The sequence below is a fragment of the Oceanimonas marisflavi genome, assembly GCF_003049725.1.
Taxonomy (GTDB): domain Bacteria; phylum Pseudomonadota; class Gammaproteobacteria; order Enterobacterales; family Aeromonadaceae; genus Oceanimonas; species Oceanimonas marisflavi.
On sequence record NZ_QAGM01000032.1, the window covers coordinates 1 to 22,360 of the forward strand.

26 protein-coding genes and 1 tRNA gene are annotated in these 22,360 nt (G+C 58.2%); 12 read left to right on the top strand and 15 right to left on the bottom strand.

The annotated features are described in order from the left end of the window. The 3 genes from DA373_RS14895 to cysN all read left to right on the top strand — a co-directional run. A partial coding sequence (locus DA373_RS14895; protein WP_157953730.1) for a phosphoadenosine phosphosulfate reductase domain-containing protein occupies nucleotides 1-356 on the top strand: 356 nt, incomplete at its 5' end. Nucleotides 357-482: 126 nt separating this feature from the next. Beyond that, on the top strand, nucleotides 483-842 hold the full coding sequence (locus tag DA373_RS14900) for a four helix bundle protein (protein ID WP_107853074.1): 360 nt from the start codon (nucleotides 483-485) through the stop codon (nucleotides 840-842). 54 nt (nucleotides 843-896) lie between these two features. Further along, complete coding sequence (cysN, locus tag DA373_RS14905; protein WP_107853075.1) at nucleotides 897-2,816, top strand: sulfate adenylyltransferase subunit CysN; 1,920 nt, start codon at nucleotides 897-899, stop codon at nucleotides 2,814-2,816. Nucleotides 2,817-3,026: 210 nt separating this feature from the next. Here the strand turns inward: cysN and DA373_RS14910 are convergent, their stop codons facing one another. The 5 genes from DA373_RS14910 to prmB all read right to left on the bottom strand — a co-directional run bounded on the left by DA373_RS14910 (nucleotide 3,027) and on the right by prmB (nucleotide 7,128). Beyond that, a complete protein-coding gene (locus DA373_RS14910) occupies nucleotides 3,027-3,308 on the bottom strand; it encodes a YfcL family protein (RefSeq protein ID WP_107853076.1) in 282 nt (93 codons plus the stop codon). After that, nucleotides 3,305-4,438, bottom strand: a complete 1,134-nt coding sequence (locus DA373_RS14915) for an ATP-NAD kinase family protein (RefSeq protein WP_107853077.1) — start codon at nucleotides 4,436-4,438, stop codon at nucleotides 3,305-3,307. The genes DA373_RS14910 and DA373_RS14915 overlap by 4 nt, the downstream gene beginning before the upstream one ends. A 9-nt stretch (nucleotides 4,439-4,447) precedes the next feature. After that, entirely contained in the window at nucleotides 4,448-4,972 is a 525-nt protein-coding gene (locus DA373_RS14920; RefSeq protein ID WP_107853078.1) for an elongation factor P hydroxylase, read from the bottom strand. 124 nt (nucleotides 4,973-5,096) lie between these two features. After that, entirely contained in the window at nucleotides 5,097-6,182 is a 1,086-nt protein-coding gene (gene aroC, locus DA373_RS14925) for a chorismate synthase (protein ID WP_107853079.1), read from the bottom strand. Between the two features lie 25 nt (nucleotides 6,183-6,207). Beyond that, nucleotides 6,208-7,128, bottom strand: a complete 921-nt coding sequence (prmB, locus tag DA373_RS14930; protein ID WP_107853080.1) for a 50S ribosomal protein L3 N(5)-glutamine methyltransferase — start codon at nucleotides 7,126-7,128, stop codon at nucleotides 6,208-6,210. 51 nt (nucleotides 7,129-7,179) lie between these two features. On the opposite strand from prmB, the gene smrB reads away from it, so the two are divergent. After that, the gene (smrB, locus tag DA373_RS14935) at nucleotides 7,180-7,704 is read left to right on the top strand and encodes an endonuclease SmrB (protein ID WP_107853081.1); all 525 of its coding nucleotides are present in this window, start codon (nucleotides 7,180-7,182) and stop codon (nucleotides 7,702-7,704) included. Nucleotides 7,705-7,757: 53 nt separating this feature from the next. On the opposite strand, the gene DA373_RS14940 is transcribed toward smrB, so the two are convergent. The 4 genes from DA373_RS14940 to DA373_RS14960 all read right to left on the bottom strand — a co-directional run bounded on the left by DA373_RS14940 (nucleotide 7,758) and on the right by DA373_RS14960 (nucleotide 9,301). Next, nucleotides 7,758-7,970 carry a DUF1107 domain-containing protein gene (locus tag DA373_RS14940; protein ID WP_107853082.1) on the bottom strand — a complete coding sequence of 71 codons (213 nt, stop codon included), beginning with the start codon at nucleotides 7,968-7,970 and terminating at the stop codon, nucleotides 7,758-7,760. Between the two features lie 56 nt (nucleotides 7,971-8,026). Next, a complete protein-coding gene (gene sixA, locus DA373_RS14945; RefSeq protein ID WP_107853083.1) occupies nucleotides 8,027-8,539 on the bottom strand; it encodes a phosphohistidine phosphatase SixA in 513 nt (170 codons plus the stop codon). A 413-nt stretch (nucleotides 8,540-8,952) separates the two neighbouring features. Continuing rightward, complete coding sequence (locus DA373_RS14955) at nucleotides 8,953-9,078, bottom strand: TIGR02808 family protein (RefSeq protein WP_232821294.1); 126 nt, start codon at nucleotides 9,076-9,078, stop codon at nucleotides 8,953-8,955. Nucleotides 9,079-9,100: 22 nt separating this feature from the next. Further along, nucleotides 9,101-9,301, bottom strand: a complete 201-nt coding sequence (locus DA373_RS14960; RefSeq protein ID WP_107853085.1) for a hypothetical protein — start codon at nucleotides 9,299-9,301, stop codon at nucleotides 9,101-9,103. Between the two features lie 137 nt (nucleotides 9,302-9,438). Between DA373_RS14960 and DA373_RS14965 the strand changes: the two genes are divergently transcribed. After that, complete coding sequence (locus tag DA373_RS14965) at nucleotides 9,439-9,918, top strand: universal stress protein (protein ID WP_107853086.1); 480 nt, start codon at nucleotides 9,439-9,441, stop codon at nucleotides 9,916-9,918. Here DA373_RS14965 and nfsA read toward each other — a convergent pair. After that, nucleotides 9,875-10,600: an oxygen-insensitive NADPH nitroreductase gene (gene nfsA, locus DA373_RS14970; RefSeq protein WP_107853087.1), complete on the bottom strand. Its 726-nt coding sequence runs from the start codon at nucleotides 10,598-10,600 to the stop codon at nucleotides 9,875-9,877. The genes DA373_RS14965 and nfsA overlap by 44 nt on opposite strands. 69 nt (nucleotides 10,601-10,669) lie before the next feature. Between nfsA and DA373_RS14975 the strand changes: the two genes are divergently transcribed. Both DA373_RS14975 and DA373_RS14980 read left to right on the top strand, forming a co-directional pair. After that, nucleotides 10,670-11,347 carry a DUF2982 domain-containing protein gene (locus DA373_RS14975; RefSeq protein ID WP_232821295.1) on the top strand — a complete coding sequence of 226 codons (678 nt, stop codon included), beginning with the start codon at nucleotides 10,670-10,672 and terminating at the stop codon, nucleotides 11,345-11,347. 55 nt (nucleotides 11,348-11,402) lie between these two features. Beyond that, a complete protein-coding gene (locus DA373_RS14980) occupies nucleotides 11,403-12,326 on the top strand; it encodes a LysR family transcriptional regulator (RefSeq protein WP_107853088.1) in 924 nt (307 codons plus the stop codon). 146 nt (nucleotides 12,327-12,472) lie between these two features. Here the strand turns inward: DA373_RS14980 and DA373_RS14985 are convergent, their stop codons facing one another. Then, nucleotides 12,473-14,137 (bottom strand): AMP-binding protein, encoded by a 1,665-nt coding sequence (locus tag DA373_RS14985; protein WP_107853089.1) that lies wholly within the window; start codon nucleotides 14,135-14,137, stop codon nucleotides 12,473-12,475. 468 nt (nucleotides 14,138-14,605) lie between these two features. Between DA373_RS14985 and DA373_RS14990 the strand changes: the two genes are divergently transcribed. Then, nucleotides 14,606-16,003, top strand: coding sequence for a PKD domain-containing protein (locus DA373_RS14990; RefSeq protein WP_157953731.1), 1,398 nt, complete (start codon nucleotides 14,606-14,608; stop codon nucleotides 16,001-16,003). Nucleotides 16,004-16,021: 18 nt separating this feature from the next. Continuing rightward, on the top strand, nucleotides 16,022-16,261 hold the full coding sequence (locus DA373_RS14995; protein WP_198650330.1) for a hypothetical protein: 240 nt from the start codon (nucleotides 16,022-16,024) through the stop codon (nucleotides 16,259-16,261). A gap of 113 nt (nucleotides 16,262-16,374) precedes the next feature. Here the strand turns inward: DA373_RS14995 and DA373_RS15000 are convergent. After that, a tRNA-Ser gene (locus DA373_RS15000) sits at nucleotides 16,375-16,462 on the bottom strand. A 237-nt stretch (nucleotides 16,463-16,699) separates the two neighbouring features. Here DA373_RS15000 and rnt point away from each other — a divergent pair. Beyond that, nucleotides 16,700-17,374 (top strand): ribonuclease T, encoded by a 675-nt coding sequence (gene rnt, locus DA373_RS15005; protein WP_107853091.1) that lies wholly within the window; start codon nucleotides 16,700-16,702, stop codon nucleotides 17,372-17,374. A 42-nt stretch (nucleotides 17,375-17,416) separates the two neighbouring features. Here the strand turns inward: rnt and DA373_RS15010 are convergent, their stop codons facing one another. Next, nucleotides 17,417-18,082, bottom strand: a complete 666-nt coding sequence (locus DA373_RS15010) for a cupin domain-containing protein (RefSeq protein ID WP_232821298.1) — start codon at nucleotides 18,080-18,082, stop codon at nucleotides 17,417-17,419. 66 nt (nucleotides 18,083-18,148) lie between these two features. After that, a complete protein-coding gene (modF, locus tag DA373_RS15015; RefSeq protein WP_107853093.1) occupies nucleotides 18,149-19,627 on the bottom strand; it encodes a molybdate ABC transporter ATP-binding protein ModF in 1,479 nt (492 codons plus the stop codon). 170 nt (nucleotides 19,628-19,797) lie between these two features. Between modF and DA373_RS15020 the strand changes: the two genes are divergently transcribed. Beyond that, nucleotides 19,798-20,043: a TIGR02647 family protein gene (locus tag DA373_RS15020; RefSeq protein WP_107853094.1), complete on the top strand. Its 246-nt coding sequence runs from the start codon at nucleotides 19,798-19,800 to the stop codon at nucleotides 20,041-20,043. Nucleotides 20,044-20,114: 71 nt separating this feature from the next. On the opposite strand, the gene DA373_RS15025 is transcribed toward DA373_RS15020, so the two are convergent. Next, nucleotides 20,115-20,720 carry a peroxiredoxin C gene (locus tag DA373_RS15025; RefSeq protein ID WP_107853095.1) on the bottom strand — a complete coding sequence of 202 codons (606 nt, stop codon included), beginning with the start codon at nucleotides 20,718-20,720 and terminating at the stop codon, nucleotides 20,115-20,117. A gap of 234 nt (nucleotides 20,721-20,954) precedes the next feature. On the opposite strand from DA373_RS15025, the gene DA373_RS15030 reads away from it, so the two are divergent. Further along, the gene (locus DA373_RS15030) at nucleotides 20,955-22,277 is read left to right on the top strand and encodes a Na+/H+ antiporter family protein (RefSeq protein ID WP_107853096.1); all 1,323 of its coding nucleotides are present in this window, start codon (nucleotides 20,955-20,957) and stop codon (nucleotides 22,275-22,277) included. The last annotated feature ends 83 nt before the right edge of the window (nucleotides 22,278-22,360 follow it).

The following is a 22,360-nucleotide window of genomic DNA, read 5'->3' on the forward strand; positions in this document are numbered from 1 at the left end:
CGCTGTCCAACTGGACCGAGCTGGATATCTGGCAGTACATTCACCTGGAAAATATTCCCATTGTGCCCCTGTATTACGCCGCCAAGCGCCCGGTGGTGGAGCGCGACGGCACCCTGATCATGGTGGATGACGAGCGCATGCCGCTGAAAGACGGCGAAGTGCCCATGATGAAGAACGTGCGCTTCCGTACCCTCGGCTGCTACCCGCTCACCGGCGCCGTGGAGTCCGAGGCCGACACCCTGCCCGCGATCATTCAGGAAATGCTGCTGACCAAAACCTCCGAGCGCCAGGGCCGCATGATCGACCACGACTCAGCGGCATCCATGGAGAAGAAAAAACAAGAGGGCTACTTCTGACGCTTTGCGTCAGAAGTAGCCCTCAGCTGTAAGCTTTATGCTGTCAGCTGTAAGCAGCCCGACGCTGAATGTAGGCAATGCGTCTAACCTGTATGCATTGCTACAGACCGCAGCTTAGGGGACGTGATGAATTTTGAAAAATTGCAGGTGTGGAAGAAGTCGGCGAGGTTATCGGCTGACTTGTATAAGGCGCTGAGAGAACTACGGGATTTTGGTTTTCGCGATCAAATTACCCGTTCGGGCCTGTCCATACCCAGCAATATTGCCGAAGGCATGTCACGCTTCTCCAACAAGGACAAACGCCACTTTTTGGTGATCGCCAGGGGCTCATGTGCCGAGCTGCGCACTCAGGTCTATATCGGCATCGAAATTGGCTATATCAACGAGCAACAGGGTCGGCATTGGTTACAGGAAACCCGTGATATTTCAGCCATGCTGCACGGGCTTATTACCACCCTGAATGACGAACAAAACGCCGTAAGCTGACGCTTTGACATACAGCTGACAGCTTACGGCATATAGCTCTGAAGGATACGCAAGATGCATCAGTCATCTCTGATAGAAAGCAATATCAACGAATACCTCAAGCAGCACGAAAGCAAGAGTCTGCTGCGCTTTATTACCTGCGGCAGCGTGGACGACGGCAAGAGCACCCTGATCGGGCGTTTGCTGTTCGAGTCCAAGATGCTGTTTGAAGATCAGCTCGCCGCCATGGAAGCGGACTCGAAAAAGTACGGCACTCAGGGTGAGGACATCGACTTTGCGCTGCTGGTGGACGGACTGGCCGCCGAGCGCGAGCAGGGCATCACCATTGACGTGGCCTATCGCTTCTTCTCCACCGACAAACGCAAGTTTATCGTGGCCGACACCCCCGGGCACGAGCAGTACACCCGCAACATGGTGACCGGCGCCTCTACCGCCGATGCCGCCATTCTGATGGTGGACGCACGCAAGGGCATTCTCACCCAGACCCGCCGCCACAGCTACCTGATGTCGCTGCTGGGCATTCGCCAGGTGGTGGTGGCCATCAACAAGATGGATCTGGTGAACTACTCGGAAGACACCTTCCGCAAGATCAAGGAAGACTACGCGCAATTTGCCGAGCAGCTCAACCTCGACAACATCACCTATATTCCCATGTCGGCGTTCAAGGGCGACAACATTGTTGAGCCCAGCGCCAACATGCCCTGGTATCACGGCACCACCCTGATGGGCTACCTGGAAACCGTGGAAGTGGACGACACCCGCATGCAGCGCGCGCCCTTCCGTCTGCCGGTGCAGTGGGTCAACCGCCCCAACCTGGACTTCCGCGGCTTTGCCGGCACCATCGCCAGCGGCGTGGTCAAGCCCGGCGATCGCATTCGCGTGCTGCCTTCCGGCAAGGAAAGCACCGTCGACCGTATTGTAGTGCACGGCGGCGATCTGCCCGAAGCGGTGGCCGGTCAGTCGGTGACCCTGACCCTGAAAGATGAAATCGATATCTCCCGGGGGGATGTGATCTCCACCGCCGAGGCGCCGGTGGAAACCGCCGATCAGTTTGAATCCACCCTGGTGTGGATGCACGAAGACGCCTTGCTGCCCGGCCGCCCCTACCTGCTGAAGATCGGCACCAAAACCGTGACCGCCTCGGTGACCGACATCAAGTATCAGGTGAACGTCAACACCCTGGAGCACGTGGCCGCCAAGAAGCTGGATCTGAACGGCATTGCGGTGTGCAACATCAGTCTGGACCGGGCCATTGCCTTTGACGACTACCAGAGCAACAAGGACACCGGCGGCTTTATTCTGATTGACCGGCTGTCCAACAACACCGTCGCCGCCGGCATGCTGCACTTCTCCCTGCGCCGCAGCCAGAACATTCACATGCAGCATGTGGACGTGAACAAGGAAGCGCGGGCGCTCTCCAAAAATCAGAAGCCGTCGGTGCTGTGGTTTACCGGCCTGTCCGGCGCCGGCAAGTCGACCATCGCCAACCTGGTGGAGAAAAAGCTGCACGCGCTGGGCAACCACACCTACCTGCTGGACGGTGACAACGTGCGCCACGGCCTGAATAAAGACCTGGGCTTTACCGACGCCGATCGGGTGGAGAACATTCGCCGGGTGGCGGAAGTATCGAAGCTGATGGTGGATGCGGGCCTGATTGTGCTCACCGCCTTTATCTCGCCGTTCCGCGCCGAGCGCCGTCTGGCCCGGGAGCTGCTGATCGAGGGCGAGTTCATTGAAGTGCACGTGGACACCCCGCTCAACGTGGCGGAAGAGCGCGACGTGAAGGGACTGTACAAGAAGGCCCGCCGCGGCGAGCTGAAGAACTTCACCGGCATCGACTCTGCCTACGAGCAGCCCGAAAACCCGGAAATTCGTCTCGATACCACGGCACTCAGCGCCGATGAAGCGGCGGATGCGGTGATTGAGCTGCTGAAGGAAAAAGGCATTATTGAGGGCGGCGACTGGTCTATCTAAGGGCTAGCTATCAGCCATCAGCGTTCAGCGGTAAGTGGATGAGGCGGTTATAACAGAGCCGTACTTACCGCTGCTGTTGCCTGATAAAAAAAGGACTCCGGTTTTCACCGGAGTCCTTTCATTTTGAATAACAACCCGCAGATACAGCACAGTACCCGCAGGCAATGCCGGATGGCTTACAGCTGATCGCTGACAGCTTACGGCTGTGTTTTAAGCGGTTTCGGCTTTGGCCAGCAGCTGGTTCCAGTAGTTCAGCACCAGTTTCTGATCCTCGTCATTGAGCTCGCCGCTGAGAATGGCCTGATTGAGGCTGGTTTTAACCCGTGCCTTGACATCGCGCACGTGGTTGCGGCCGGCGATCTCGCTCTGGGCCACCGCCAGCGTGATGTGACCGCGCAGGTAACCGCCGGCAAACAGCTCATCGTCGGTGGCTTCCGCCACCTTGCCGTCGATTTCAGCCAGCAGCCGTTGTTCAAATTCAAAAATGTTCATTCATTTGCCTCGTATTCCGGGTTTGCCACCCGTACCAGCACTTCATCATGGTAGCCAGTGATCACCCGCATCAGGCCGCCCAGTTCGCGGTCCAGATCGGGATCATTGGTGTCGACTCGCAGCGGGCGCCCGTTCAGAGAGCTGAGTTTGGACTTGGTCGCCAGCAGCCAGATATTGTCACGCCCCACGGCGCGTATCACCGCCGGGCTGAGCTGCTGATTGCCACGACCAAACACATGGCCCTGGCCCCCGATCAGGGTGATCACCAGCTTGCAGTTTCTGTCCCTGATATGGTTATACAGGCCCTGGGCATCCAGATCCGAGGCAACAAGTTGTTTTTGATAAACGAGATCCACCCCCAGCAGGGTGTTCTCCAGACCCAGCCGTTCCATCACCGCCGCCACCGTGCTGCCCGAGCCCATGATGAAGTAGCAGTCGTCTTCTTCCTCCATGCGCTCGATCACCTCGTCGGCAATGTCGGTGAGCACCAGCTCTTCCGATTCCCTGCCGGCCACCTTGACCGCCTGCACATAGCTGAGCTCACCGGGAATAAGCATTTCGCCGTAGCGGCGGGCGCGCACCCGGCCCTCGCGAAAGGCGGTTTCGTCTATGTCCATCACGTCCGCTTCCATCAGGCTCACCGGCTCGCCACGCACCAGTTTGGCCAGCAGCCGGCCGGTGCCGGCGGGGGTAACGCCATACACCCCGGAGTGAATTTTCACGCCGGCGGGAATACCCAGCACACACAGGCTTTCCGGCGCCACGGCGCAGATGTCCCGGGCAGTGCCGTCACCGCCGGCAAACAGCAGCAGATCCACACCCTGCGCCACCAGGCTGGCCACGGCGGCCTGAGTGTCGGCGGCGGTGGTGGGCACATTTGGCTGATGGCAGACCTCAAAGGGCAGTGCCAGCTCCCGGCACAGACTCTCCCCCATGTCGCCGGCCACGGTATAGATGCAAAACCGATCTTTCAGTTCACTCAGCTCGGCCAGGGCCAGGCCGCTGCGTTGCTGGGCGCGGGGCTCGGCGCCCCGGGCCAGGGCCTCGGCGGCCATGCCGTCGCTGCCCTTGAGTCCGACACTGCCCCCAAGGCCCGCCAGGGGGTTGATAATCAGTCCGATTCTGAACATCACGGCTCCTTAAACAAAGTCGTCGGCGGTTAAGGCTGGGCGCCGGTAATGCCGTTGCAGCTCGATCATAAAGCGCTGCGCCCGGGCCGGAAAACCGGAGTCGAGATAGCGCAGCGCCTGCTCGCGTACTTTGGCCCGAAAGGCATGGCGGTCCGGCTCGACCGTGCCGTCAAGGTTGTCGCAGCTGACGTTAAAGGTGAAACCGCAGCTGGCCGACAGCGCCCACTCAATGGCCTGGGGCTTGATTTCCACCGCCTCGAATGCTGCCTGGGCCTCGGCATCGCGGCCGTCAGGGTGATACCAGTAGCCGTAATCCACCTGTTGCCGGCGGGCTTCCCCTGCCAGCATCCAGTGAGCCACCTCGTGCAGGGCACTGGCGAAAAAGCCGTGGGCAAACACGATGCGATGATGCGGCACCTGCTCGTCAGCCGGCAGGTAAATGGGCTCGTCGTCCCCCAACACCAGGCGGGTATTGTGAGACTGAAAAAAGGTGTGATCAAACAGGGAGATCAGCTCCCGGTAGCAAAACGACATAAACAGATATAAAAACGGCCCTTCACAGGGCCGCTATTCTACCCGCTGGTTGCGGGCATACAAGTGAATGCCATCAGCTACCGCTCAAAATGAGCGCTGGCACCAGTACCGCCGGGTTTACGCCTCAGCGCAGCTGCGGCGTGCCCGTGTGCACACCGGCATTCTGGGCCCGGTTCAGCATCAGGTGATCGAGCAGCACAATGGCCATCATGGCCTCGGCAATGGGCACGGCGCGAATGCCCACGCAAGGATCGTGGCGGCCGCGGGTGACCATTTCGGTGGCGTTGCCGTCCTTGTCGATGGTCTTGCCCGGCACCATGATGCTGGAGGTGGGCTTGAGCGCAATGCTGGCCACTATGTCCTGGCCGCTGGAAATGCCACCCAGAATGCCGCCGGCATGATTGCTGGCAAAGCCTTCCGGGGTCAGCTCGTCCCGGTGCTCGGAGCCCTTCTGCTCCACCACGTCAAAACCGTCGCCAATTTCCACGCCCTTGACCGCATTGATGCCCATCAGGGCATGGGCCAGGTCGGCGTCGAGGCGGTCAAACACCGGCTCGCCCAGACCGGCAGGCACGCCGGTGGCCACCACCTGAATTTTGGCGCCGATGGAATTGCCTTCCTTTTTCAGATCACGCATATATTCGTCCAGCGCCTCCAGCTTGCCGGCATCGGCAAAGAAGAAGGGGTTGGTTTCAATAATGCTCTGATCAAAGGCCTCGGCCTTGATCGGGCCAAGCTGGGTCAGGTGGGCGTAGATGGACACACCGAACCGGGCCAGCACCTTTTTGGCAATGGCGCCGGCGGCTACCCGCATGGCGGTTTCCCGGGCGGAGGAACGGCCGCCGCCACGGTAGTCGCGAATGCCGTATTTCTGATGATAGGTGTAGTCGGCGTGGCCCGGGCGGAACAGATCCTTGATGGCAGAATAGTCCTTGGAGCGCTGATCGGTGTTCTCGATGATCAGGCCAATGGACGTGCCTGTGGTCTTGCCTTCAAACACGCCGCTCAGAATTTTGACCTCGTCCGCTTCCCGCCGCTGGGTGGTAAAACGGGAGGTGCCGGGCTTGCGCCGGTCCAGATCCTGCTGCAGATCCGCCTCGGTCAGCTCAACCCCGGGAGGCACGCCGTCAACCACGGCGCCCAGCGCCAGGCCGTGACTCTCGCCAAAGGTGGAGACGCGAAAAAGGGTGCCAATACTGTTCCCTGCCATGAATGTTTTCCTTACTGCTTAATGGTTAAAACTGGTCTTTGTGCGGCAGCAGATCCCGCCGGCTGATCACGAATACGCCATGGCCGCCATGCTCGAACTCCACCCAGGACAGGGGCAGCTCGGGAAAGGCGTTTTCCATGTGGATCTGGCTGTTGCCCACTTCCACCACCAGCACACCGTCATCGGTGAGGTAATCGCAGGCCTGGGCCAGCAAGCGGCGGGTGAAATCGAGGCCATCAAAACCGGACGCCAGCGCCAGCTCCGGCTCGTGCAGAAACTCCTCGGGCAGATCGCTCATGTCCTCTTCGTCCACATAAGGCGGATTGGCCACGATCAGATCGTATTTGTCGCCGGCGGGCAGCGCCGAGAACAGATCCGACTCAATGGGAATCACCTGCTGCTCCAGGCCGTGGTTCTGAATGTTGATCTCGGCCACGTCGAGGGCGTCGCGGGAAATATCCAGAGCGTCCACTTCCGCCTCGGGGAAGGCATGGGCCAGGGCAATGGCGATGCAGCCGGAGCCGGTGCACATGTCCATGATGCGGGCAGGCTCATGGGCCAGCCAGGGCGCAAAGCGGGTGTCGATAAGCTCGGCAATGGGTGAGCGCGGGATCAGCACCCGCTCATCCACATAGAATTCGTAGCCGGCAAACCAGGCGGTGTTGGTGAGATAGGGCGTGGGCAGACGCTCTTCCACCCGGCGGCGAATGGCCTCCAGCAGCACCCGGCGCTCGGCAGGCACCAGGCGGGCGTCCCGCGCATGGGGCGGACAGTCGAGAGGCAGGTGCAGCAGCGGCAATACCAGTTGCACGGCATCGTCCCAGGCGTTGTCGGTGCCATGGCCGTAAAACAGGCCGGCCTGCTGAAAGCGGCTGGCGGCAAAGCGCAGCCAGTCACCCATGGTGTGCAGCTCGTTGAGTGCCTCGTCGTTAAAAAGCGTGTCCAAATCCCCTCCGCCTCGCTAAAATGGCTGTTTTTTAAGTGACAAAAAGCGAACATGACCGCCTCATCCCCTCCCGATCACGACGATAAAACGCTGTTCATGGAAGCGGTGCGCGGTGTCCGTAAATTGAAGCAGGATACCATAAGTCCGCACCGGGCGCCGGTCAAGGTGAAAGCGACCCGGGCGGAAGTGCGCAAGGACAGGGCCGAGGCCCATCCGTTTTCCGATCTGTATGAGCCCTGGCTGGATCAGGACGGCCCCACCCGTTTTCGCGCCGACGATACCTCGGCCTTTGAACTGAAGCGGCTGCGCCGGGGCGATTATGCGCCCGAACTGTTTCTCGACCTGCACGGCCTGACCCAGGAGCAGGCCAAGCAAGAGCTGTCTGCCCTGCTGCTGGCGGCCCGGCGCAACAACATCGACTGTGTGTCGATCATGCACGGCCACGGCAAGCATATTCTCAAGCAGCGCCTGCCCATGTGGCTGGCCCAGCACCCTCAGGTGCTGGCCTTTCATCAGGCCACCAAGGAATGGGGCGGCGATGCCGCTCTGCTGGTGCTGCTGAAAACCGAGCTGTAATCAAAAAGCCGGGCGAGTGCCCGGCTTGTCGTGGTTTACCTTGTTCGCCGTGCTCAGGCGGCGGGCTGAGGGGAGTTCAGCTGATTGATCAGGCGGTTGATTTCACTGACCGTTTTACGGTGTTGATCGTCGGCCTGCTCGGGCATGATCAGCAGGCCCCTGGCGTAGTGGTAGGCCCCGCGTCCATGAATATAGAGCCTTCCCTTGAAAAAGGTTTTTACGTGTTTTGCGATCAACAAAGGCTGATAGTTGTTAAAGATTCGCATTTTCCACCTCTGCTTTATTTATCACTTATCTGTGCTCATATCTGTAGTTGTTATGGTCAGCCCATGGAGCCGCATAGCGGCCAGGGCCGGGGATGACGGGGACGAATGCTGTGCGGGCCTTCAAGCCAGTTGAACAGACCTCCGTGCCCCTTTTCCAGAGTGATTTTGGCCACTCCGGAGGTGACGAAAATCGGCGCCATGGTACCCGGGCACAAACTTTCGACCAGAAATCCAACCAGAGGCATGTGACTGATGACCAGCAGATTGACACTCTGCTCCAGCTCGCCATAGGCCAGTATCAGGCTGGCGGTGGTGTCGGCGTCGGCACTGGGGATCAGCTCGTCGTGATATTCAACCATCGTGGCCGGAATAAACCGGGACATTTGCTGCCAGGTTTGTTGGCTTCGAACATAAGGACTGACCATTACGCGATCAAACGATGTAACCTGCTGCGACAGCCATTGCGCCATCTGGCAAACTTCCTCGCTTCCCTGCTCGGTTAACGGCCTCGAGGCGTCGTCAGACTCCTGCGATGATGCCTGACCATGACGCATGATAAAGATATTCATCTCCACCTCACCCTCAGGCGTACCCGCCTTGCAAAATGGCGGGCATCATACCCCTGCGAACAATGTCGCTCAAGGATCAAGCTCACTGTTTAAGCAGCCAGTTGAATCCTCATCCGAACTATCACTCTTATAACATATATAGAACATATCGGTGACATTATTCATTCACGGCAGGAACCGGTTGTCCAAAATACACTCAATGCCATGCTGCACCACTTCCATGACACTTTCATGATCCGCGCCAAAAAAAAACTGGCCGGTGATGGCCAGTTGAAATGTGAAATCACATATTGCGAGTGAACAGAAACCAGAATCCGAGATCACCCCGGTGCTCTCGGTGTGCTGACGTGGCGCCAACACGGGAAAGATTACTTTTATTGGCCCAGCCGGCGTTTGATCTCGGTCAACAAAACTCAACCCTTGCGCTTGTCAAGCCACATCAGCACCAGGCAGGCCGCTACCGACACAGCGATGAAGCCGAACAGGAAGATCAGCGGCATGGCAGCATAACCCAGCACATTCCAAAGCAGTTTTTCCATTGCGTTCATCATTAAAGCTCAATCAGGCCCTGAACAGAGCGTAGCGAAGGCCCCGGGCACACACCAGTGACCAGCGCCGGCGAGCCATGAACATGGGCAGCACGGCAGGGCCAAACAGACACCCCAGCATGGCCCAGCGACGTGGGGGCAGTGCGCTTTGCAGCGCAGCAACATAAAACAAAAGCCCGCTCAACGGGGCCAGCAAAATAGCAGCGACAAGCATGATGAACCTCCTGAATGGCGAAAATACTATCACATCCCCCTGCAAGGTGTCAGGATATTCCCCAGACCGGATGTTCTATCCTTTGATGTAACCCTGAAACGGCCAGCTACGGCCTTTCGGTTAGCCGGGAGGTGCTTATGCCCTATCGCAATATTCTGGTGGCCCTGGAGCTTAACCACAGGGAAAAGCCCCTGCTCAAACGGGCGGCCGACCTGGCCGAGAGCAACCAGGCCGCTCTGCACCTGGTGCATGTGGAGCCGGATCTCAGCGGCATATACGTGGGCAGCCTGAACATGGACTTGCGCCAGCTTAAAATGAAGCTCAGGCTGGAAAGCGGCCACGAGCTGATGAGGCTGCTTCAGGACGCACAACAGCAGGTATCGAGTGTATCTCTGCCCAGCGGCGATATACGCCAGGCAGTACGTCTGGCGGTCAAGAAAACCGGGGCCGACCTGCTGATCTGTGGTCACCGCCCCCACCACCGCTTCTGGGGTCACCTGTTTTCCAACAGCGTAGGCTTTCTCGATATCAGCGACTGTGATCTGCTGGTGGTTAAACTGGCAGCAGACCCGGTTACCTCAGACAAAACCCCTGCTCACGCAAAAAATCCAGCATAAAGGGCCGGGCCTCTTTGGCCAGGGTAGCAGCAATCTGGCCGGTCCAGGTCATGTCCTTGTTACCGCCGGTGCGGGTCTGGTAGTAATGACGCACCCGCTGATCATATTCCGCCATCCGTGTTTCATCCGGCTCGGTCTGGTAGCGGTTTTCCATAAATACCACAGGGGCTGGCAGCCGCGGTTTGGGCTGGGGATCCTGGGCCGGGTGCCCAAGGCAAAGGCCAAACAGCGGAATCACTCCCTGTGGCAAGTTCAGCATGGCGCTCAGTTCATGAGGCTGGTTACGCACCGCACCGATAAACACCCCACCCAGCCCCAGGGATTCGGCGGCGGTGATGGCATTTTGCCCCATCAGTGCGGTGTCGATGGCGCCGATCAGCAGCTGCTCGGCAAAGCCGGTTTTCGCTTCCGGCACCCAGTGCAGATGACGATGAAAGTCGGCACAGAATATCCAGAACTCGGCCGCTTCCGCCACGTAGGCCTGATCGCCACACAGCGCCATCAAGTGCCGGCGCAGTTCCATGTCGGTAATGCGTACCACAGTGGATGCCTGTAAAAAACTGGAGCTGGATGCCGACTGGGCGGCAGCCATGATGGCTTCCCGCTGTTCCGGGTGGATGGGCTCACCGGTAAACTTGCGAATGGAGCGATGATTGCACATCACCTCTATGGTGGTTGTCATTTCTACCTCTGGCTTTCGGTCTGTGTGTATCATCACCTTAAAGGAAGCCGTCATTCAATGGGAGTCTGAGTGAAGGAAACACAGCACATAGAACCCATGTCGCGCCGTCATGGTCCGGCGCTGACCCTGGCCGGAGCCACGGGTCTGCTGATTTTACTGCCGGTACTGTACTGGCTGGGAGATCGCGGCCAGCTGGTGCTGGTGTTTTTAATGCTGGCCTGCCTGGTCACTCTGGTGCTGGGACTGCTCAAGCTGCGCGAGCCGGTATACAGCTTTTCCCTGAGCGAAAATAATCTGCACTTTCACCATCGCATTGGTGGCTGGAGCCTGCACTGGAGCAATATTGTGCGGGTGGATCAGCCCAGGGTAAACAGCGGCCTGGAGCTGGTGTCCCTGCCTTATGTGGGCATCAAGATACGGAACTATGACGAGTTTTTGCCACTGATGACCCCCAGGCTTATCGTGCACCTGCTGACCGAGCAGCGTCCGCTGCTGGCCATGGGGGTGCGTTATGGCGCCATTGACCGGGCCCGGCTACATGACTGGCTGATTGAAGACAGTCACTACCGCTCTGCTGCAGGCCAGCATTATCAGGGCCTGGCAGCCATGCTGGGGCATCGTATGAGCCATTTACGCGAGCTGTACGGCTATGATTTGCTGGTGCACGAGTCGAATCTGGATCGGGACACCGCCGACTTCATACAGCTGTTGCGCCACTACCTTGCCCAAGGAGCGCCTCTTTCCTGAGCTGGGGTAAAAATGCACAATAAGCCCCTTTTCAGGCTCCGGAGCCACGATTTGCATGAAACATCTCGACGCGCTTTATCTTTTCGTCAAGGTGGTACAACAGGGCGGCTTTTCCCACGCCGCTGCCCAGCTGGGCATGCCCACCGCCACTCTGAGCCGGCGCATTTCCGGCCTGGAACAGACACTGGGCTGCAAACTGCTGAGCCGTACCACCCGCAAGCTTCAACTCACCGAAGAAGGCCGGCGCTACTATGAACGGTTAAATCCGCTGCTGAGTGAACTGGAACAGGTGACCGGCGACATTCAGGGCCAGAGCCAGATCATGAGCGGTCTTATCAAGGTCGCCGCCCCCATTGCCATCTCCAATACCTTTCTGATGGATGGCATTACCGAGTTCTGTCTGCAATACCCGCATATCCGTATCGATCTGCTGCAAAGCAACGACTACACCAGCCTGCTGGATACCGATCTGGATGTGGTGTTCTTCAGCGGTGAGCTGCCCGACTCCAGCCTGCGGTCACGACAGCTGGGGGAAGTACAATACGGCCTGTTCGCCTCCCCCGACTACCTGGCAGAAAAGGGCGAGTTGCAGCGCCCCGAAGAGCTGGATCAGCACCACATCATTCAGTGCTGGCCCCACCGTAACTGGCAACTGACCGACCACCAGGGCCGCCGCTTTCACTTAAAGCCGGTGGCCCGGCTGTCGGTCAATCAGATGCAGGCGGCGGTCAAGGCCGCCATCAAGGGGCTGGGCATCGTTAACGTGCCTCGCCATTACGTGGCGCATTATACCGAGGCGGGACTGTTGCAGCCTGTATTACCGGGCTGGCTGGGTGGAAAGCGGCCTTTTCACATGGTGTATCACAACCGGGAGCTGGCGCCGGTTCGATTGAATGCCTTTATCGAGTTTATTGATCAGCACATGCGCAGCCGGCTGGCATCGACCTGGGTGACAACGGGAGAAGAGAAGCAGGAATAGCAGACAAAAAAATGGGCAGTATTCCTGCCCGACTCCACTAACAAAAGATACTCAGTAAGCTTGAACACACGGTAACACAGGCCAGGAGCGTTAATTAGTCGTTATTTTGCAAAACGAAATATGTGATTATTCCATTTATGGAACAATCATTCCGGTAAATCCTGCTCCCGGACAATACCCCGCCCTTTGGGCCAGCGTTGATCCAGATCCCCGTATTGCTGTTCCAGCAGATGGCGTTTTATCTTGAGGGTGGGCGTCAGAATGTTGTTTTCCACCGTCCAGGGTTCATCGATAATCAATATCCCCCCCAGCCGCTGATGACTTTCCAGGCTGTGGTTAATCTGTGCCATCGTCGCCGATAGCGCATTCTCCAGCTGCTCCCTGCTCTGCCCGGCGGCGTGCTCGGATAACTGTACCAGTGCCATGGGCTGGGCCTGGCCACTGCCCACCACGCACGCCTGCTCGATCAGCGTGTTTTCAATCAGCATGGATTCTATCGGCACCGGAAGCACGTATTTGCCCTTGGCGGTTTTGAAGGCATCCTTGAGGCGACCGGTAATGGTGAGATACCCCTCGTCGTCCAGCCGGCCCTGATCACCGGTGTGCAGCCAGCCCTCGCGAATCGTTTTCTCGGTGGCTTCTTCATTTTTGTAGTAGCCCAGCATCATGCCGTCACAACGGCACAAGATTTCGCCCTCACCGGAGATACGAATCTCCACCCCTGCCCCGGCCCTGCCCACGGTACCGACCTTGTCGGAGCGAAAGGGATAGTTGAGCGTGGAATAGGCCAGATTCTCGGTCATGCCCCAGGCCTCGGTAATGGGCATGTCGAGCCGCTCATACCAGCGCAGCAATGAGGGAGCGATGGGGGCCGAGCCACAGCCAAGAATACGCGCCTTGTCGAGCCCCAGCCCGGCCTGAATTTTTTTCTTTACCAGACCCGACACCAGTGGAATGCGCAACAACAGCGCCAGCCTGGATTCAGGCAGTTTTTTCAGAATACCGCTGCGAAAATTGGTCCACAGTCTGGGCACCGAGATAAACACCGTGGGTGAGATGACTTTTACATTGTCGACAAAGGTCACCAGACTGTGGGCAAATCCTACCTGAGCCCCCGCATACAGGCTGGCGCCCAGCACATAAACCCGCTCGGTAATGTGCGCCAGCGGCAGATAGGAGAAGGCCCTGTCTTCACTATTGAGCCCGGTGGTTTCCAGTATGCCCCGGCAGGCGGCAGCGTAGGCGCCGTGGGTGATCATGACGCCCTTGGGCTGGCCGGTGCTGCCCGAGGTGTAAACCAGGGTCATCAGTTCATCAGGCCCGGGCACCGGCCGCTCATCCATGGGCTCGTGCATCAGCAGACTGTCCCAGTGATGGTGGGTTTCCATGGGCGTGTCATAGGGCATGCCGAGGCGTATCAGTCCCTCGGGGATCCCGGGCTCCTGAGCGCCCGGATCGTCGAGCTTGCCGATAAACAGCGCCCGGCTTTCACTGTGCTCCAGCACATAACGAATGGTGTCGGCACCGGCGGTGGGATAAATGGGCACGCTGATGTAACCGCCCATCTGCAGGGCGAAATCACAGATAAACCACTCGGCGCAGTTTTTTGACAACAGGGCGATTTTGTCTCCCGGCTTCAGACCGAGCCGGCGCAGACCCGACACCAGCCGGGCCGCCATTTCCAGCACCGAGCCCCAGCTGTGTTCGTGCCAGTGATCTTCCCTTGGCTGGCGCAGATAAATGTCGTCCGGACGCAATTCGGCCCAGTGATACAGCATTTGCAGTGGCAGTGTGCGATCGGAAGCAGTCATAACATTCCCTGTTGCGGATGAGCTACAGCCCCAAGTATTGCAAACATTTTCCGGTTCAACAGCCTTTCTATCGTCCAGGTGACTGATACGGTTGAGAAAACAGGCGGGAAGATGTTCCGTCTGCGTTTATGGCCGGTGATGGTGACAACTGTATCGCGAAAAAAATCACCTACAGTTAATGAGCGCGGCAACATATGGCACAGGTGTTGGGCAGCTGCCCTCGCAAACCAATTGACTCAGTAGCCAACATCAGACAACGAAACGAATTTCCAGTAACTGCAACCAGCTTTTGTGCCGGGTATGTTTTAACTGCCATTCAGCTCGCGTAACAGAGTTTATCAAGGAGGAAGAACCGTGAATATAAGCCATATAATACGCCGGCTGTTGCTCGTTACTGCAATACTGACCGCCTCAATCACGCAGGCCCAACCACCTGACTGGATCCATCCCCCGGGACTGGATCGCGCCATGGCAGTCCAGGAAAAATATTCAGAGGCCCTGATGGCGAGAGACGGTATCGAAGGCACGGGCATTGGCTACGATGAAAACGGCGAAGTAACCATCAAGGTCTATACCGCCCGGGCCGGTATGCCCGACATTCCCCAGGCCATTGAGCAAATCCCCGTCCAGGTCGTTGTTACCGGCAGATTCGTGGCTCGCGCCGATCCCACGGCGCGCTTTGCCCGGCCAGTACCCATTGGCGTTTCCAGCGGTCACCCGGATATCACTGCCGGTACCATAGGGGCTCGGGTCAAGGACGCTGACGGTATTGTCTATGCCTTGAGCAATAACCACGTCTATGCCAACAGCAACGAAGCCAGTATTGGCGACACTGTGCTGCAGCCAGGCGCTCTGGACGGTGGCCAGAACACGGCGGACGACACCATTGGCACACTCGATGATTTTGAGCCAATCGATTTTTCCGGTACGAACACAATGGATGCAGCCATTGCTGCCAGCTCTGTCTTTGACCTCGGTGTTGCAACACCCGGGGACGGCTATGGAGTGCCCGCTTTGACCACGGTCACGGCATACCCCGGACAAGCAGTCCAGAAGTACGGCCGGACCACGGGGTGGACTCAGGGAGAGGTTGCCGAGGTGAACGTAACCATAGATGTGTGCTACCGGACTCAAGGCCCCTTTCGGTGTGTAAAATCAGCACGATTTGTAGAACAGATCGCTATTTCACCGGGGGCTTTCAGTGATGGCGGCGATTCCGGCTCATTGATTGTCACCGATGATAGTAATAATAATCCCGTCGGCTTGTTGTTTGCCGGCAGCAATACCCGCACGCTCGCCAATCAGATAGACGTGGTACTTAACCGGTTTAACGTGACCATTGATGATGGCTCAGGGGATATGCCCGACAACACACCGCCGACGGCGAACTTCAGTTATGCCACCTCCGAACTGACAGCCCATTTTACCGACCAAAGCACAGATTCAGACGGATCAATCACGGCCTGGTTGTGGGAGTTCGGCGATGGAAACACATCCACTGAACAGAACCCGGGCCATACTTATGGTTCTGCCGGCCCCCATACCGTCCAGCTGACGGTCACCGATAATGACGGTGAAACGGACACCATGACTCAGGGTGTGACCGTTTCCGAGCCTGTAACTGGTGACATCACCTTGGCCGCCACCGGCTACAAAGTCAGAGGGCTGCAGAAAGCCGATCTGAGCTGGAGCGGGGCAGCAGGCGATACCGTCGAGGTGTATCGGGATAATGCTCCCCTGACCACAACTGGCAATGATGGGTTTTATACCGACAATATCAATAAAAAGGGCGGCGACAGCTACAGATATAAGATCTGCAACGCTGGTACGACTGCCTGTTCAGCCGAAGTAACTGTGACTTTCTAATATAAAGCAGGGGTTGTTGTGGCAGACAGCAAAACCATAGAGCAGGTGCTGTATGCCTACCGGGATGAGTGGATGGCCCTCCCCGAGGTTGAAGGTACCGGAATTGGGCTTTGCGAAGGCACACCCTGCATCAAGGTTTATTCGTCCAGAATAACAGCAGAGCTGCGCTCAAAAATCCCTCTGTGTATCGAGGGCTACCCGGTCATCATAGAAGAAACAGGAAGCTTCCGCGCATGGAAGCCGGGATCGGGCCATTAGCAACCGATTAAACAGAAGACCCTGAGTCCTGACTGTGCATCACCGGTATCCCAACTTACCACCCGAAAATGAAAAGCCCCTGAATCTTTATAGACTCAGGGGCTTATCTTGTTTGGCGGTGAGGGAGGGATTCGAACCCTCGATACGTTTCCGTATACACACTTTCCAGGCGTGCTCCTTCGGCCACTCGGACACCTCACCAAATTGTTTGCTGTATTTTATTTCAGAGTGTTCGCTTCACTCTGTTGCTGTCAGAGTCTGTGCCTCGTCAGCGGGGCGTATATTAGGCAAGCCCGACGCCGGGTGCAACCCTTTTTCCGGCTTTGCATTCCGTTTGCGTATTATTACGCCACTCGGCCACCGCAACCTTGCTGCGGGCGACGATGCCGGTGGACTCTGGCATAATGGGCGACCGTTTTTTGCAGCAACAGGACCAACATGACGGCAACAACTTCAGCCAACCAGCTTCATGAGCGCTTTCGAGGCTACTATCCGGTGGTGATCGACGTGGAGACCGGCGGCTTCAATGCCCGCACCGACGCCCTGCTGGAAATTGCCGCCATCACTCTGAAAATGGACAAAAATGGCTGGCTGAGCCCGGATCAGACCTTTCATTTTCATGTCACTCCCTTTGAAGGCGCCAATCTGGAGCCGGCGGCACTGGAATTTACCGGCATTGATCCCTGGAGCGCCCTGCGCGGCGCCGTGACCGAGCGGGAAGCCCTCGAGCAGATCTTCAAGGGCGTACGCAAGGGCATCAAGGCCAACCAGTGCCAGCGAGCGGTGATCGTGGCCCACAATGCCTCCTTTGATCACGGCTTTGTCATGGCTGCTGCCGAGCGGGCCGAACTTAAGCGCAACCCGTTTCACCCCTTTGCCACCTTTGATACTGCCAGTCTGGCCGGTCTGGCTCTGGGCCAGACGGTGCTGGCCAAGGCCTGCCGCGCTGCCGGCATGAGTTTTGACAACAAGGAAGCGCACAGCGCCCTGTATGACACCCGCAAGACTGCCGAGCTGTTTTGCACCATCGTCAACCGCTGGAAACTGCTGGGTGGCTGGCCCCCCGCTCCCACCGATACGCCGGACTTCGGCGAGCCTGGGCTGCAGTCATAACCAAGCGCCCGCCAGTGGGCGGGTGCTTGGTCTATACCAGAATTAAATAGCGTGGCGGACCGGGCTGGCCACGTTCAGATGGCCGGTACGTACCCATAGCCGGGTATGTCCCTTTGCGGTCAATTCAGGGAGCGACATCGGCGGCAGACGCAACCAGCTCAGCGGGCCAAAACGCTCGCTGTCCTTGTGCAGCTCGCCTTCCAGCACCAGGATCTCCAGTCCGGCCCGGTAACAGCAGGCCGGAAAACGGCCACCATTGGCAAACTCCAGCAGGCTGGTATTGACACCGCCATGGCGGTGCAGCGACAACCGGCGAAAACCGTGCTCACCGGTCAGCCAGAGCCCCTGCTCTTCCCGCACAACCCTGAACGCATCGTCACTTTGCTCAAACTGGTTCAGCTTGACGAAAATCACACAGCCCTCACGACTGAACGCCTGGTGCCGGCTGCCCGGCGGGTGACGTACATAGCTGCCGGCTTCATAATCCCCGTTCTCGTCGGAGAAGGTGCCTTCCAGCACCCAGAACTCCTCGCCCAGCGGGTGTTCATGTTCAGGGAAAACAGCCCCGGGCTGAAAGCGCACCAGACTGGTGACATGGCCGCTTTCGGCGGCTTCCCGCTCCAGCGGATAACGCCATACCCCGGCCACCGGTGAAGGCTGCCAGCGATCGGTCTGGTAAGGAAGGGTCAGGAATTGGGAAAAGTCCATATTCAGCATCGGCGAAAATCCGACGAACAAGTGGGATCTCCATCCTGACCCGGTCCTTGTTTCGGGTCAAGCTTTCTCAGGACTTTCGCAGAGGTAGCGGTAACCGCCTTCACCATCAGATACAAAACTCAACCGGTGGCTGATACAGGAAGGAGCATCTGACTGATGGTGCGAAACGAACAGCAACTGGGTGCTTCCTTCGGCTACCAGCAGATCGATCCAGCGCTTGACCCAGTGGCGATTAAAGGTGTCGAGGCCCTGCAACGGCTCGTCCAGGATCAGAATGGGGGGGTGCTTGACCATGGCCCGGGCGATCAGCAACAGCCGCTGCTGGCCGTAGGACAGGTTGCGGAATGGCTCATTGGCAAAATCCGTCATGCCCAGCAGCGCCAGCCATTGATCCGCCAGCTTGAGCTGGGCATCACCCGGTTGCTGGTACACGCCGATGGAGTCGAAAAAGCCTGACAGTATCACCGCTTTCGGCGTGGCCGTCACCCGGTAGTCCTGCTGCATGGTGGTGCTGACATAACCGATGTGCTGTTTGATGTCCCAGATGGTTTCGCCACTGCCCCGGCGCCGGCCAAACAGGGTGAGATCGTTGCTGTACCCTTGAGGGTGATCGCCGGTCACCAGGCTCAGCAGGGTGGACTTGCCGGCGCCGTTGGGACCCATGATCTGCCAGTGCTCACCCGGGTTCACCTGCCAGTTCAGGCCATTGAGGATCACCTTGTCACCATAACTGACACGCATATCGCGCATCACAATGCGCGGTGTATCCGGGTCCAGCTCCCGGCGCCCGGCATCCGGATCTGCCGGCGGCAGGGCCTGGGTGCTGGCTTCAAGTTGCGCCAGGTGGTTGAGCTGCTGCAACTCCACCGAGGCTCCGATCTGCTCGCGCGGGCCGGCCTGGGTCAGCTCACATTCAGCCAGAATGCCGAGATGGCTGGCAAAGCCGGGCAGCTCTTCAAAGCGGTTGACGATAAGCACCAGTGTCTGACCACCGGCCACCAGCTCGGCGAGCAGGCTCATCAGTCCTTCATGAGCGTTAACATCGAGGCCGTCAAAGGGCTCATCAAGCACCAGCAGTTCGGGCTGGCTCAGCAGCGCCCGGCACAGCAACACCTTGCGGGTTTCACCGGTGGAGAGGTACTTGAAGCCGCGATCAAGCAGCGAGGTAATACCAAAACGTTCCGCCAGTGCCTCCAGCCGGACAGGATCGTTACCACCTTCCAGCATGATCTGCCGGGCACTGTGACCATCATCCTGGGCGTCGAGCAAGTCGCTTTCGTCCTCGTCGTGCTCCCGGTCGGCCAGTTGCTGCAACTGTTCGAACGATACCCACTCCACATGGGCAAAGCCATGGCTGACTTCACCCTGCGTGCATTTCAGCTCCCCCGCCAGGGCCCGGGCCAGGGCGGTTTTGCCGCTGCCGTTGGCCCCCACAAACGCCCAGCACTGGCCAGCGCTCAGGCTCAGTTCGGGAATATGCAGCTGGTGGCGTTCACTGATGGCAAACCGGGCGTCCTTGATACAAATGGCGCTCATGAAGACAGTATCCTTTGTTGTTGTGACAAAAATCACATAATCCGCAACCGTGCCGCCGGATGCAAGTGTGAAAAAGACCCGTCCGACTCGGTATTTGTGAGCCAAGCCTCACTCACCACCGCCATAACAGGCTAACGTCTTAGGTGACTCTCACACACCAAGGAGTGCCCATGCGCTATCACCCGGCATTGATGGATGAACTGAATCTGCTGCTGCATTTTGATCTCGACACCACTCAGCAAGGTATCAAGGTGCATCACGACGCCGACCCCAGCATGGTTCAGGCTGCCGCCCGGCTGCACGAAAAAGGACTGATTACCCAGGCCGATGGCGGCTATCTCACCGAGCTGGGCCGGGAAACCGCCGAACATGCTCAGGCCATGCTGGGGCTGCTGAAAGAGCCTGCCCCCGCCTGACCGAAAAAGATCCATACCCATAAAAAATGCCGGCATATGCCGGCATTTTTTATATTCAGAAAACGCTTGCCTTACAGGCCTTCAGCGTTCTCGGACAGGTACTTGGCCACACCGTCCGGAGAGGCCTGCATGCCGGCCTTGCCTTTTTCCCACTGGGCCGGGCACACTTCACCGTGCTCTTCGTGGAACTGCAGGGCGTCGATCATGCGCAGCATCTCGTCGATGTTGCGGCCCAGAGGCAGATCGTTCACTACCTGGTGACGAACCACGCCGTTGGCGTCGATCAGGAAGGAGCCGCGGAAGGCCACACCGGCTTCCGGGTGCTCAACGTCGTAAGCCTGGCAGATTTCGTGCTTCACGTCGGCAACCAGCGGATATTTCACCTGGCCGATACCACCGTTTTCAACGGCGGTGTTACGCCAGGCGTTGTGGCTGAACTGGGAGTCGATGGACACGCCGATTACTTCCACGCCGCGGCTCTGGAACTCTTCAAAGCGGTGATCAAAGGCGATCAGTTCGGACGGGCACACAAAGGTGAAGTCCAGCGGGTAGAAAAACACCACGGCAGCCTTGCCCTTGGTGAACTCCTTGAGGTTGAAGTTATCAACGATTTCGCCGTTACCCAGAACGGCAGCAGCGGTAAAGTCGGGAGCCTGACGGCCTACCAGTACGCTCATGTCTATCTCCTTGCTGTGTTAACACGCGAATGAATCACTGGATCATCGCGGTGGAACCAACAGTATATGGGCGGCGCATCACAAACCCAAGGGGGTGCACACCGATAACATTGCGCTTGCACAAAGTTCACACAATGTGGTTTTTCGGCGATTTTGACAAATAATGCTCGACATTCCCGGCCCGATTTGCAAACTACCCGCTTCATTTTACGTTAAAAGCAAAAAGGATATTTCATGAATCCCGTTGTCGTCGCCGTGTGTCTGATGCTGGTGCTGAGCCTGCTGCGCATCAACGTGGTGATCTCATTGGCGCTGAGTGCCCTGGTGGGCGGCCTGGTGGGCGGCCTGTCGCTGACCGATACCGCGAAGATTTTTGCCGATGGTCTGGGTGGCGGCGCCACCATCGCCCTCAGTTACGCCATGCTGGGCGCCTTTGCGGTGGCCATTTCCCGTTCGGGCATTACCGATCTGCTGGCGGTACGCATTATCCGCGCGCTGGGGCAGGATGCCAGCCAGGGCCGCGTATTGTGGATAAAGGCGGTGCTGTTGTGCGCCCTGTTGCTGGCGGCGGTGTCGTCCCAGAACCTGATCCCCATTCATATCGCCTTTATACCCATTCTGGTGCCGCCCCTGCTGCATGTGATGGCACGGCTGAAGCTGGATCGCCGGGCGGTGGCCTGTGTGCTCACCTTTGGTCTGACCGCCACCTACATGATGCTGCCGGTGGGCTTTGGCGGCATTTTTCTGAACAATATTCTGCTGGCCAATCTGATTGAGAACGGTGTTGAAGCCACCAAGGGCATGCTGCCACTGGCCATGGGCATTCCCGTGGCCGGCATGTTCCTCGGTTTGCTGGTGGCGCTGTTTGTCAGCTACCGCAAGCCCCGCTTGTATGACGAAAGCAAGATTATTGCGGTGGAGCCGGAGCATATTCAGATTAATCCGCTGCATATCGGCATTGCGGTGGTGGCCATTCTCTGCGCTCTCAGCCTGCAGCTGTACAGTGACTCCATTATTCTCGGCGCCATGGTGGGCTTTATCATCTTTACCATGGGCGGGGTGATCAAGTTCCGGGAGAGCCAGGACGCCTTTACCCAGGGAGTGAAGATGATGTCGCTGATCGGCTTTATCATGATCTCCGCCGCCGGCTTTGCGGCGGTTATCAAGGCCACCGACGGCATTGGCAGCCTGGTGCAGGCGGTAGCCGATGTGCTGGGCGATCACAAGGCGCTGGCGGCCTTGTCCATGCTGGTGGTGGGCCTGCTGATCACCATGGGCATCGGCTCGTCGTTTTCCACCATTCCGATTATCGCCCCCATTTATGTGCCCCTGTGCATGTCACTGGGCTTTTCGCCTTTGGCGACCCTGGCCATTATCGGCACCGCCGGTGCCCTGGGTGACGCCGGCTCACCGGCCTCCGACTCGACGCTTGGCCCCACTTCGGGTCTGAACGCCGATGGTCAGCACGATCATATCTGGGACTCTGTCGTACCCACCTTCCTGCACTACAATATTCCGCTGGTAGGCTTTGGCTGGCTGGCTGCCATGGTGCTTTAAACCCAGCTTTCAGCGGTAAGCTGTCAGCCATCAGTTGTGCCGGGCTCTGCCCGGCACAGTGGTTTCTGGCATCACTTCAGTTG